This is a genomic window from Komarekiella delphini-convector SJRDD-AB1, assembly GCF_014831675.1.
GTDB lineage: Bacteria > Cyanobacteriota > Cyanobacteriia > Cyanobacteriales > Nostocaceae > Komarekiella.
In genome coordinates this window covers 67,415-79,786 of the sequence record NZ_VJXY01000037.1, presented here as the reverse complement: position 1 = coordinate 79,786, position 12,372 = coordinate 67,415, and the positions used below count along the sequence as shown (strand labels likewise).

Here is a 12,372-nt window from a genome sequence, read left to right as displayed (position 1 = left end):
GACGGGGGGGGCAGAGGGGCAGAGGGGCAGGGGGGCAGGGGGGGAGTGGGAGAATAATTACTCCTGACTCCTGAATCCTGTACAGACGCAATTAATCGCGTCTCTCCTGATTGAATTTGCTGTAAATAGTTTTCAGCCGTTGTAAATTCTAGATCTGGGAAGAAAGGCGACTTTTGCCAGCGTTGGGCGGTTTCTAGCATATCACGGGTAGGGCCGCCGCCGTGGTCGCCGATGCCAGGGAGCCAGAGCGATTCTGGTAAACCTGTTTGGGTTTGCCATTCAAGAGCGTATGATGCCATTTTAACTGGGTCAATACCTTCACCGATGAGTGCAGACATCAAACTAAATATTTCACTACCATCAGGCGATCGCCACCAAAAAGCACCATAATCAAACTTGGTAGTATCATTCCATCGCAACTTTTGCGTTACAAAATACTCAATACCCGCATTAGCAAAAAACTGCGGTAAAGTTGCACAAAAACCAAAAGTATCTGGAACCCAGACAACAGTCGAAAGCCGACCAAATTTTTCTTGGATGTAGCGCTGACCATATAGTAGTTGACGAGCGATCGATTCACCAGCAATTAAGTTGAGTTCCGGTTCCACCCACAAACCACCTACAACTTCCCAACGTCCAGCGGCTACCGCCTCTTGAATTGCCTTAAACAAATCCGGGCGATGTTCTTCAATCCAAGCATAAAGCGCTGGAGTCGAATGACAGAAAATTAACTCAGGAAAATCTTCTTGCAATTTCAGAACCGATTCAAAAGTGCTTTGTGCTGCATTCCAAGTTTCATTTACAGGCCAGAGCCATGCTAAATCTAAATGAGCATGACCTAATAAATAAATTTTAGATTTTAGATTTTGCGAAAAGTTGTAAGGAGGGTTTCCCTCCGTAGCAAACTTTTCAAGACGGATTTTGAATTGAGTCAAGTTTTGACGAACAGATAACAAAAATTTCTCCCACACTTCCTCTGCGTCCTCTGTGCCTCTGCGGTTTGTTACCTCCTCTACCGCCGCCGCCAACTCATTCAACCTCTCCGGCGCAAACTTTTCTAAATAAAGTTGTACTACCGCCAATTCATCAGCCACAAAACCCGGATCAGGATTATTATCATCAGTAGATTCATATACAAGGAGCGATCGCACTAAAGCACCATCACAATGTCCCGGACTCTCTAACCGCAAAGCAACAGTAAATTCTTCTCCTGGCGTCACATCCCGACTGAGAAGCACTCTGGGTGAGCAATCAAATAAATCGCCCTCCAGCGCTAACTCTCCATTTACATAAATTTTGGCAGAATCGGCCCACCAAACTAGCGCCAGCCGCAAAGATAACCCCGCTAAAGGATAACCCTGTAAATCTTGGGGAACCACCAATCTTTGCACCAGCCACAGCACTTTTTTCCCACCTGTCCAAGCAACATGTCCTTTAATATTTAATGAGGCAAGTTGCCAAACAGATAAATCAGATGTGGCAACATCAGTAATAACTTGGTCATGTTCCTGGTATAGCCAGCTAGACTGAACATTAACTTGGCAACAAGAGCGCAGTTTCTCTATTGCTTCCAAGATAAATTTAGTATGAGATTGAGAGACAGAAAGGGTCATATTTTCGCTAAGATGAGGGCACTTACGATAATTAACAGTTTGTCGTTTTTATTGTTTGGCGGGAGTCTCATAATTAAACAAGACTTAAACTAACAAATCACCACCATGTCTTCTGGTTCTTCTGGTCATTATCAAAGCAGACTATTTAACTTTGTTCACCAGCAATCTCGGCGGGTGACACAACAGTGGGAAAACACCTTTCGGCATTTGCAAGTTGCCACTAAGTGGGGTGTAGAGACACTAATTTACTCAGTATATCTACTGTTTCAGTCATCTGAATCAAATGGGAAAACACTACAAACTAAAGAACCACAAACTAGCCTAAAGTTACAACCAAATGATACTGTACCAGCAGAAACACACTTAACTGTTGATACCCCCATTCATCAGGTATTAGGGACAATTCAAAATCTATCATCTCAAGAGGTTACGGCTACCTCAACTACACATTTAAACCCCTTGGCATTTTTGGGGACTTTGTGGGGGAAAGCTATTCATCATAACTCTACAACTAATACTAATTCTCCTCAATCTTTAACTATTTCAGATAATCCAGCAGGGAGTCTTAACCCCTCACAGTCAAAGAATGCTCTCCAGCATAATCTTCTAGTCGTGCGGGGAATTGCTACAAATTTGCTGAATCGCAATTTGGTACTCGTTACCGCCGAGAATGAAATTCTAGATATTTTGACATCCCAACAGCAGGCAAAATTAGAAGAAAAAATTATTAGCGAAGTTGCTAATTACTGGTATTGTTGGCGGTTGACTAAAGTCAGAAAAGAAAATGTTTTATTACCAGAAATTAACCGTTTACTAGCTAAGCTGACTGGTAAAAGTACAAGCAAAATTCAGTGTATTCTTGAAGGGACATCGGAAGATTTAAATTTAATTAATAAGAGTAAATTGCTCGCTTTTATAGATGCATCTGTTGCTAACTTGGAAACGAAGGCTGTAGTACCTGTGCAACAACGGAGCCTGGAAATTATCCAAGTTGTCCAAATACAGTTAAATACATTTCTTTATGGTAAAGAGCGGTTAGCTACTAGAGGAGAAATTGCAGTAAATGCTGATAGTTTGGAAACTCATACGCTGAATTTTCAGGCTTTAATTGAGGCAGCACTCAATTACTTTTTTGGTGTTGGAGCAGGTAAAAAACTTGAGTCAAGCGGTAATCAGAGACAATTACAACGCAAAAGATTGCCTGATCGTAGTTTCAATATACCTAAAAGTCCCCAGTTACATAACCAGGATGTACAAACAGATCCTTGGCTGAATTTGAGTGATTTATTTGGTGAGTCTAAAACAGCTGTTAACAAGCCAGTTGCAGTACCCCAAAGACTAAATCCTGTACTAGCTTCAAGTGTATTACCAGAGATGTCTGTGCCTAAGAAAGTTGCGCGGTCAAAAGCCAAATCTGAGTTGGTGCAAAAGAAGAAAATCACCCGTAATCTCACCTCAATTCAAAAAACATCTGGCAAAATTATCTCTGCAAAACAAAATCAAGACAGAATTTCTCAATCTAAAAGCGATAGTCCTAGAGGAGACGTTTTTCAGCGGCTTCGTCAAAGTACCCAAATGGAAGCTAAGCCAGATTGGATAGAAACTACAGCAACGTTAATGGGCTATGAGAAGCACCCCTTAGAGCAGCTTTTAGAATGGCTTGACAGTTTTATGCTCTGGCTAGAAGAAATATTTGTCAACATTTTTCATGTATTACAAAAGCTGTGGCGAGGTAAATAAGCTGGTAAATATTGTTTAATAACCTATAATGTATATTCACAATTTTCCAATTCAAGGAAATAGAAAAGGAAAATTTTGATTATCTATAGTGTTATTAGTGGTTTAATGAAGTGAAAATTCTTGTTTACTGTAAATACTTCAATTTCAAAAATCCCTTAGATAAACCAAAAATTGAAACATTTGCGGTGAATTTACCTCAAATTCCTAGGGTAGGTGAAACGATTGTGGTCGAAAGAATTTCACCCCAGAAGCAGTTTGTGATTATTTTTGAGTACATTGTAACAGCAGTACAGTTTAATGCATCTAGAGAATTAGCTGATTCAGTAGATGCTCAAGTAAATGCATTTTTAAATCACTGTTGGGAGGGAACTTCAAATTTTAAAGTTACGAACTTTTTGGAGAAGTAATGTTTTACCAAAGCATGTGATTGAGAAAATAACGAAATAGCTTAGTTCCTGTTGGTTCTTGATAGTCTTTTGGCAACAGAGTAAGCATTGCGTTTTGCAAAGCGTCTAAAGCTGTTTCAACTTCCTGTCGTTTCGGTCTGGTAGTTTGAGAAAAGCGTAGTGGTTCACCTACCCGAATAGTTAACTCCTTTCCTAAATAAAGGTCATGAGTTCCGATCAGCGCTAAAGGCACGATCGCCACACCCGTTCGTAGGGCGTAAATTACCGTTCCTCGCTTCAGGGGAAGATGTAAGTTCCCTTCAGTATTTCCTAATCGTCCTTCGGGAAACAGAACCATCCCATCCCCACGAGTCAAGATTGATACAACAATGCGGTCTATCTGTCGTAGTGTGTGTATATCTTCCCCTGTAGTCACAGTTTGTTCAATTGCTGTAGCCAGATCTACAAGGTCTTGTCGTCCTGATTTAGCCGCTGCGATGACGGCGAGTTCTTCTTTCCACACTCGTTCTAAAGGAATGACACCCCCCGCAAATTTGAGAACGAAGCGCTTCCACCACTTGTTATAGAGCGTACGGGCATCACCTAGGATGTAATAGTAAGGTTGGGTAGGGAGTTCAGCCAGTAGCAGCAACGGATCGATGTGGTGGAGATGGTTGACTGCCAAGATTGCAGGTTCTTTAGGTATTCTTTCAAGGTGTTCAACTTGCACTCGAAAAAATGAATGGATAAGCGATCGCATCACAAAGCGACGCAACCAAGGCTTAGCTCGATGTTCTTGATGCCCTTGTTTAATAGCTTCCAACCCATTTAGAGTTTCGTCAATCGTCTGGCGAATAGCGCAATCGCTAGCTGCAGCGACACCTTCTTGTACCCGCTTGATGCTTGCGGCAGTTAAGGGCGGTAAGGTTTCTGATTGTGTTATGCTTTCCTGCTGATGGTTGGATGTTAAATTGGCTGCTTTTTGAACCCCATGAATTTGGGAAGTTACCTCATCAGCTAGGTCTTCTGGAACAGATTCACTAGAGGAACTTTTGATAAAACCCTCCTTGAATTCATAAATAAATCATAGTTCTTGATGCCATATTATTAATCAAGCTACGGTTGTGTAGAAGCAATAGAACTGTCTTCTTTAACTCAAATTATCTGTAATTCCTCCCATAGCTGGAGGTTATTTTACCTACAATATACCTTGATAGGCTAATAGCTTGCTGGGAAAAAACGTAAAAAATTCACTTTTATGATTGACCACAGTGCTCTGGTAGCGTTTCGTAAAGAAGGCACATTCAAAAGTATCGGTGGGCTTGACCTATATTACCAAAGCTGGCATCCAGAGGGTAAGGCGAGGGGAGTATTAGCCATTGTACATGGACTTGGAGGACACGGCGGACGGTACAGTAACATCGTTCAACATCTTATACCTTTCAAATATGCTGTCTACAGCTTGGACTTGCGCGGTCATGGACGCTCACCTGGTCAGCGAGGCTATATCAAAGCTTGGAGTGAATTTCGGGAAGACCTGCGAGGGTTTCTACAGTTGATTCAAATTCAGCAGCCAGAGTGCCCAATTTTTATTTTGGGTCATAGCTTAGGTGCAGTAATTGTCTTAGATTATGTTTTGCGCTACCCCAAAGATGTATCTAAATTGCGAGGTGCGATCGCCTTAGCGCCAACTTTAGGTAAAGTTGGAGTTTCACCTGTGCGTGTGCTCATAGGAAAAATGTTATCAAGGGTGTGGCCGGGTTTTTCCCTCAATACGGGTATTGATATAACTGCTGCTTCACGGGATGAGCAGATTTTAGCTGCCTATGCTCAAGATACTCTCCGACATACCCGTGCTACGGCTCGTCTGGCTACAGAATTCTTTGCAACAGTTGACTGGATTAATGCTCATGCCACTGATTGGCAATTACCCTTATTAATTCTCCACGGAGGAGCGGATAGAGTAGCTTTACCTGCGGGAAGCGACATTTTTTATCAGCGGTTAACCTGTCCAGATAAACTGCGAATCGAGTATCCCGGAGCCTATCACGAGATTCAAAGTGACTTGAATTACCAGGAAGTGCTGGCTGATTTGGAGGATTGGTTAGAGCAACACCTACCAACTGAGACAGTACAGTTAGGACGGTAAAGCACTGAATTTAATCCCAGTTTTTAGCAGTCTACTTATGCAAATAATTTATGGGCGCTACCTGCGGTAAGGGCTTTTTTCAACGTCAACCTCAATGAGGATATCGATACTATTGGCGCAATTAGCTATCATTCCAGTTAATTTTAGGTTGGGTAAAAAATCATGAAATCCAAATTCCCAAACCGTTTAATTAGGTATATTTTAATAGTGCGATCGCCTTTTTTGTAGTGTCCCATAGAGAAGTTATCGCGCTTACTATCATTAAGAGGCAGGTTGCCAATTTAAATGGAGATTCAGTTATTTACATTATCCGAAAAATAGATTGCTGAGGACTGAGAGTTTTTTCCAACCAAAATAGGCCCTCCCTTAACTCCTCCACGAGTAAGAGTACAAATTTTATAAAAGTTTTCACAGTCAAAGATTGCCAGAACTAGCTCTTTCCCTGTTTGATAAGAAGATGGTAAAGGTTTCCCTACCTCGCACTCTATATCTGTTCCTTTGTCATGCCAGCGTAACTTCCAAATCCGCTTCTCAGTTATTGGTGCTTGGACAGATTTAGCAATAGCACCATACACCTGCTCCGCCTTAACATCGTCCTTAGCTGCTGGAACAAAAAACTTCATAGGCTTTGGTTGTAAATAAGATAAATTTCACTAGCCCCAGCGTAACGTAATTACCAAGGTAATTTACTACCATCCCACGAGAAAAAGTAACCGCTATCACCTTCTTGAAGTTGTTCAATGACAGCTAGTAATTGGGTAACAGTACGCTCGACTGAGAATAATTTTTCCGCAGGTACATTTCCCTGAAACGGACGGGAAAGGCGTGTATCCGTTGTACCAGGATGTAATGTTATGACCCATGTTTTAGGACAGCTTCTTTTATACTCAATTGCTGCCGTTCGCATAAACATGTTGAGTGCAGCTTTAGAGGCGCGATAGCCATACCATCCACCAAGTTGGTTATCGTCAATACTGCCCAGTTTAGCAGAAATACTAGCAAAGACGCTGCGTTCTGAACTTACCGCAGCGCCTTCACTATTACGAAATAAGGGTAATAGATGTTTAGCAAGTAGGACAGCACCAATACTATTGATTTGGAAATAACGCAATAAATTTTCTGAATTGAGCTGTCTTAAGCTTTTTTCGGGTTGCAAATTGCCCTCATGTAGAAATCCTACACAATTGACTACCAAATGCAATTTTTTAATTTGGGTACGTATTTTTTGAATAGCTTCAACAATTTGCAACTCATCAGTAATATCCATCGATAAACAAATTAATCGCTCAGAATGTTCGCTTGCAAGAGCCATTAACTCAGAAGCGGATTCAAGTTGACGATAGGTTGCATAAATTTTGTCAATTCTATCATCTTGTAGCAATTTTTTCACAAAACCCAAACCAATGCCTCGGCTAGCACCCACAATTAATGCATTAGCATTTTTAATTTCGTCAATAAAAGACATATAAATATTACAATATTAAGTTATGAAAATATTTCGTATTTTTAATGACAGACAAAAGTTTATTTACCAATACAAAATCTGCTAAAAATTCTTTCAAGTATTGATTCTGTAACTTCCTCACCTGTGATTTCTCCTAATGCTTGAATTGCACCACGTAAGTCAATTGTCCAAAAATCAAGAGGTAATTGTTCAGTAATTGTTGTTTGTACCTGTTTCAAAGAAATTTTAGCTTGAGTTAATGCCGCAGCTTGCCTTTGGTTAATTGCTAAATCCATATCAGCTGCTTGGACTTTTCCAGATTGAACTATTTCTAAAATTGCTGTTTCTAAAGTATCAATACCTTGATTTTGTGATGCTGCTGTGGTAACAACTTGATTAATTATGTTGGGATATTTCAAATATGTGATCGTTTTCGTCTCTACAAGGTCGATTTTATTGATCACGAGAATTAATGGACGGTGGTGTACTTGTTCGTAAATTTCTTGATCGCCTTGTGTCCAACCATCTGAAGCGTCGATGGTCAGCAGCACTAAATCGGCTGCACTTGCGGCACGACGCGATCGCTCAACGCCAATTTTTTCTACTTGGTCTATTGTTTCCCGAATGCCAGCTGTATCTAGTACTTGCACGGGAATTCCCCCAACCACTAGCTGGGATTCTACAACATCGCGGGTTGTACCAGGTAAATCGGTGACAATGGCGCGATCGCTCTGGCTCCAAGCATTCAACAAGCTCGATTTGCCGACATTTGGACGCCCAACAATTGCGACTTTTAAACCTGCGCGTAGTAGTTCGCCTTTATCTTTGGTTGCCAGTAGGCTGGTAATTTCTGCGGCAATTTTTTCGATTTCTGATATGATTGCTTTATCATCCAGCAGGGGTAGATCTTCCTCAAAATCTATCCGAGCTTCGATTTCTGCCAAAATATCCAAACAGTTGGCGCGTAACTGCCGGATCGGATGAGCTAATTTTCCTTGTAAACCAGCTAAGGCTGTTTGAGCCGCTTGAGGCGATCGCGCCCCCACTAAATCAGCAATACTTTCAGCTTGCGTCAAATCCAATCGCCCATTTAAAAAAGCGCGAAGAGTGAATTCCCCCGGTTGGGCTAGTCTTGCTCCTTGTTCCAAACACAACTGTAAAACCTGTTGCACTGCCATAATTCCCCCGTGGCAATGGAATTCCACCACATCTTCACGAGTGTAAGAACGGGGTGCTTTCATAATCAGCAACAAGGCTTCATCTATCAATTGTTGCGTCTGGGGATGGCGGATATAACCGTAGACAATCCGGTGAGTTTCCCAAATTTGCCGCCCAGGTGTGTGAAAAAGAGTTTGGGCGATGGTCATTGCTTGAGAACCAGATACCCGCACAATGCCAACACTACCCTGTTGGGGAACAACAGCAGTAGCGATCGCGGCAATAGTTCCAGTATTGGCAAATTCTGACATGAGCACCCTTTTCAGCAAAACATTGCATACATTATGGTTAGCGTAGCAGGACTGGAATAAACCTTACATAAAAGGTACTTTTGCATGAAGTGAGAAAAGATTTAAAGGGATTAAATTTCCTTTTTCCGAATGCCGTCAGAAGTCTAATTTTCAAGGACTTTTATTTAAATGGTAAATACCTAGACCAATAGGATGGCAAATGACAAGGTAAAATTTATCTTGAGGGTAGAAAAGCCCTAAGTAGAGAGGAATTCACTGTGGAGCAGAAAATTAACTGCGCTGAAGCCTGTATTAACGGGTGTGTTTTAGGGGATAAATGCCCCAATGTTGAATTTAAAGAGGCAACTGCAAAATTCGTCAAAGAGACTTCTTTAGACGAAATGCTGCAAATAGCTGAAGAACGTCTGCGGAAAAAAATCACGGAACCGCCAAAATGGGTTTTTCCTGAAGATCCATAGTATTAGCATCAACAGGTAAAACCAAGATATCGCAGAGGCTAAACTGTATCTGGATCTATACTTAATTCTCGCAGTTTAGCCGCCAAGCGATCGCTGCGTTGTTTTTCTTGTTCAGCCCGTTGTTTTTCTTGTTCAGCCCGTTGTTTTTCTTGTTCAGCCCTTTGTTTTTCTTGTTCAGCCCGTTGCATTTGCTGTTGTGCAACTTCTTCCGGTTTCGGAACTAGTTCTCCTTCAGGAGTAAAAAAGCGCAAATTTTCTTGATAAACACCCAAATATAACTCTAGCTGCTGGCTCCACAACCAACCTTGAGGATTCGGTTCTATTGGTTGATACTTACCAGCTAATAAAACAAACCCAGCAAATTCTAAATTATTAGGATCGAACCAAAAATATTCTGGTGTGCGAAAGGTATCTTGGTAGATTTGTTTTTTCAAGCCTTTGTCAGTTGCCGCTGTGGAATCTGATAGCAGTTCTACAATGACATTGGGATACTTACCATCTTCTTCCCAGACAACCCAACTTTTACGAGGTTGATGTTCAGTCCCCAGCACTACAAAAAAATCTGGGCCTCGGAAATATTCTGATTTCCGCTGGCGTGGACTGTAGTAAATTGTAATATTGCCAGATGCATAAAAGTCATGACGATTTCGCCACAACCACTCAAGGCATTGAATGAGCAACGTCATTTGTAGCCGATGTAAGTCACTTTCCAAAGGCGGTTCGTCACTGTATAAATCCCCTGGGGGAAATATAACATCTTCTGGGGTTTCTAAATCTTGAGCGACAGACATGGCAGCAAATATGTCTCAGTAGCTATTAGTTTAGCTTAACAGTGAGGAATGTAGACGCTAACTACAAGAACCGTTCGATGATGATCTCGTCCACATACGTTCCTTTGATTTTGGCGTGTTTTTTCGCCGTCCCAACTACATTGAAACCACGTCGGAGATAACTAGCTAAGGCGTCTGAGTTATCGGCGCGAACATAGGTAAATATCTTTTCATATCCCTTGCTGCAAGCGCTCTTAAATGTAGCCTCAGACAAACTTTTACCAATGCCTTGTCTTCGATATGAGAGATCAACAAATGTTGCAATGATTCCCACATGGTCAAATGCATGTGTGTAGGTTGCAAATGGTTCGAGAGTTTGAAATCCAACCACCTGTTGATCTGAAGAATTTACAGCGACGTGAAACACTCCACGTTGGGGAAAATTCAAAATATATTCTAGTTCGGCATCGACTGTGAGCGGCGTATCAAACGCCGTGTACACACCGATTTCAATAATCGGGTTCAGAATGCCAACAATTGCCGCAGCATCATTCGGTTGTGCTTCTCGAACCAGCAATTTCATGTCCAGTTGTCTCTTAAAGGTGAGTGGTTTTGCTAACAGTTACAATTACAATATTTGAGGAGTTTTAAGAAAAGTTTGAATAATAACTTTAGCCTTGATTCTATATATCCAACCCAATCACCGTTAGCTCAGGCGGATGTTCAACAGCGAACTGGTAATATACTTCTCGTCGTTCCTGTGGTGGAAGAGTTAACTCCCATTCTAAAATCCCCATTTCACCTAATTGAATTTGTGGGTTGCTGCGGATGAGGCGCACCTTAATTTGCTCGGTGCGGCTAATTGGTAATTGTTCAGTTAGTTTGAGATTTGTTTCTTGGTTGAGCAAGTTCGTAATTACCAACCGATAACCATAAGTAGTGCGGCGCTGGTTGCTGATTAGTCTTTTGTCTACCTGACGCTCAACTAAGTCGCGCTCTATTTTCAAACCTTCATCAATCCCCAAGTTAAGTTTAAACTCTTGTCCTGGTGCAATATTCTCTAAATTAGTTGTGCCGACAAAGACATTATCGCGGAAAATATTCGCTTTGCCTGGTAACAGAGTCGCACCGTTGGGGCTATTTTTCACATTAGCTTGCAGATAAGCAAAGCTTACCAAGCGTGGCATTGCAACATAATCGAAGCTACAAGGGTAGTCATCGTTGAAAATTGTAGTTTTGTGGGGTGTGCCATCACTGGGAATGTTACCGCCACCATTAAGTTTAAAAGTAACTACACTGCCTTCTTTGGAGATTTCCGCTACAACAGTTTCGGCTGAAATAAGACTAGTTTCTGGTGCAAATTCATCTTCTTCTTCACTTCCTTCACCAGCAGGAGCAGCCTGAGCTGCTATGGTAGGTAACGCTGGACGGACAGTATATCGTCGTCGTACTATTTGTTGGGTTGGAGTAGCGATGTACCAGGGTTCAAGTTTGGGTGGAAGTGTACCTAAGCCTGGTTTAGCTGTAGAAAGAGTGAGAGCTACGCCAATCCAATCTTCGCCACTGCTTTGGATAACTTCTGCAAGGTAACTCAGATGTACGATATTGCTAGTAGTACTGAAGCGCAAGTCATAAAGAGGAGTCCAACTAGCGCGATTTACTACATAGGAAAGTTCAAGCTCAAACTCGCCTTCACCCGCAACTTCAACCGCCACAACCAAGTTAAAACTTTCTTTAGGATGGGGCGTTTGAATTTTTTGCAACGAGGTACGGAGTGCTTGCAACTGTTTGTCTAATTCTTGCTGTTGGGTTTTGCACTCCCCAGATGCGATCGCATACTCGCTATACTGGCTTCCAAGAAAGTTCAAGAAATCCAAAGTCTCGCTGAGGCTGAGATTTTTTCGTGCCAAACTCTGTGAAAAGCTTTCCTCTGTCTTTTCACGTAAGCCTTCGATAAAATTAGACTGTAATACTAAAGCGTCTACTTGAGCTTGCAGATGACGTTTTTCTGCTTCTACTTGCTGAATTTGCCTTGTTAACTGTGCCACTCGCTCTGCTACAGGTTCGGTAGTATAAATGCGATCGCTGCTTACTCCTAGCAAACGCACTTCCACTGTACCCGTACCGCTAACTCTCACAGACTCAGTTTCTAGAGTCACTGGCAACGAGGTTATGACTAATTCCCGTTCAAGTCCTGTTAAAGATACTACACTCTGTCGTGTAACTAGAGCTTTGTCAGTATACACTGTAACCGCTACAATCTGGCTTTGTATTACTTTGCGCCAAGAAAGTATTTCCGGGTTAACCACTGCCAGTTTTTCCCAATTTTTAATGGTTCTGCTG

12 protein-coding genes are annotated in these 12,372 nt (G+C 41.8%); 4 read left to right on the top strand and 8 right to left on the bottom strand.

Annotated features, from left to right (window positions below; translation table 11 throughout):
- On the bottom strand, positions 1 to 1,613 hold a 1,613-nt coding region (locus FNW02_RS26290; RefSeq protein ID WP_461824392.1), incomplete at its 3' end, for a glycoside hydrolase family 38 N-terminal domain-containing protein.
- A 105-nt stretch (positions 1,614 to 1,718) separates the two neighbouring features.
- Between FNW02_RS26290 and FNW02_RS26285 the strand changes: the two genes are divergently transcribed.
- Both FNW02_RS26285 and FNW02_RS26280 read left to right on the top strand, forming a co-directional pair.
- A complete protein-coding gene (locus FNW02_RS26285; RefSeq protein WP_191760425.1) occupies positions 1,719 to 3,353 on the top strand; it encodes a hypothetical protein in 1,635 nt (544 codons plus the stop codon).
- 110 nt (positions 3,354 to 3,463) lie between these two features.
- Positions 3,464 to 3,760: a hypothetical protein gene (locus FNW02_RS26280; RefSeq protein ID WP_191760424.1), complete on the top strand. Its 297-nt coding sequence runs from the start codon at positions 3,464 to 3,466 to the stop codon at positions 3,758 to 3,760.
- A 4-nt stretch (positions 3,761 to 3,764) separates the two neighbouring features.
- Here FNW02_RS26280 and FNW02_RS26275 read toward each other — a convergent pair whose 3' ends face one another.
- Positions 3,765 to 4,682: a lysophospholipid acyltransferase family protein gene (locus tag FNW02_RS26275; protein ID WP_348535449.1), complete on the bottom strand. Its 918-nt coding sequence runs from the start codon at positions 4,680 to 4,682 to the stop codon at positions 3,765 to 3,767.
- Positions 4,683 to 4,997: 315 nt separating this feature from the next.
- Between FNW02_RS26275 and FNW02_RS26270 the strand changes: the two genes are divergently transcribed.
- On the top strand, positions 4,998 to 5,888 hold the full coding sequence (locus FNW02_RS26270) for an alpha/beta hydrolase (RefSeq protein WP_191760423.1): 891 nt from the start codon (positions 4,998 to 5,000) through the stop codon (positions 5,886 to 5,888).
- A 293-nt stretch (positions 5,889 to 6,181) separates the two neighbouring features.
- On the opposite strand, the gene FNW02_RS26265 is transcribed toward FNW02_RS26270, so the two are convergent.
- From FNW02_RS26265 to mnmE, 3 genes are read right to left on the bottom strand one after another with little or no spacing between them, the layout of a single operon-like run.
- Positions 6,182 to 6,511, bottom strand: a complete 330-nt coding sequence (locus tag FNW02_RS26265) for a hypothetical protein (RefSeq protein WP_191760422.1) — start codon at positions 6,509 to 6,511, stop codon at positions 6,182 to 6,184.
- Between the two features lie 50 nt (positions 6,512 to 6,561).
- A complete protein-coding gene (locus FNW02_RS26260) occupies positions 6,562 to 7,353 on the bottom strand; it encodes an SDR family NAD(P)-dependent oxidoreductase (RefSeq protein ID WP_191760421.1) in 792 nt (263 codons plus the stop codon).
- A 59-nt stretch (positions 7,354 to 7,412) separates the two neighbouring features.
- Entirely contained in the window at positions 7,413 to 8,801 is a 1,389-nt protein-coding gene (mnmE, locus tag FNW02_RS26255; RefSeq protein ID WP_191760420.1) for a tRNA uridine-5-carboxymethylaminomethyl(34) synthesis GTPase MnmE, read from the bottom strand.
- A gap of 257 nt (positions 8,802 to 9,058) precedes the next feature.
- Here mnmE and FNW02_RS26250 point away from each other — a divergent pair, with 257 nt between their 5' ends.
- Entirely contained in the window at positions 9,059 to 9,259 is a 201-nt protein-coding gene (locus FNW02_RS26250; RefSeq protein WP_191760419.1) for a hypothetical protein, read from the top strand.
- Positions 9,260 to 9,297: 38 nt separating this feature from the next.
- Here FNW02_RS26250 and FNW02_RS26245 read toward each other — a convergent pair whose 3' ends face one another.
- The 3 genes from FNW02_RS26245 to FNW02_RS26235 form a co-directional block, all read right to left on the bottom strand.
- Positions 9,298 to 10,050 carry a Uma2 family endonuclease gene (locus tag FNW02_RS26245; RefSeq protein ID WP_191760418.1) on the bottom strand — a complete coding sequence of 251 codons (753 nt, stop codon included), beginning with the start codon at positions 10,048 to 10,050 and terminating at the stop codon, positions 9,298 to 9,300.
- Positions 10,051 to 10,111: 61 nt separating this feature from the next.
- A complete protein-coding gene (locus FNW02_RS26240; protein ID WP_191760417.1) occupies positions 10,112 to 10,612 on the bottom strand; it encodes a GNAT family N-acetyltransferase in 501 nt (166 codons plus the stop codon).
- Between the two features lie 100 nt (positions 10,613 to 10,712).
- Entirely contained in the window at positions 10,713 to 12,338 is a 1,626-nt protein-coding gene (locus tag FNW02_RS26235) for a mucoidy inhibitor MuiA family protein (RefSeq protein WP_191760416.1), read from the bottom strand.
- Positions 12,339 to 12,372 lie beyond the last annotated feature (34 nt).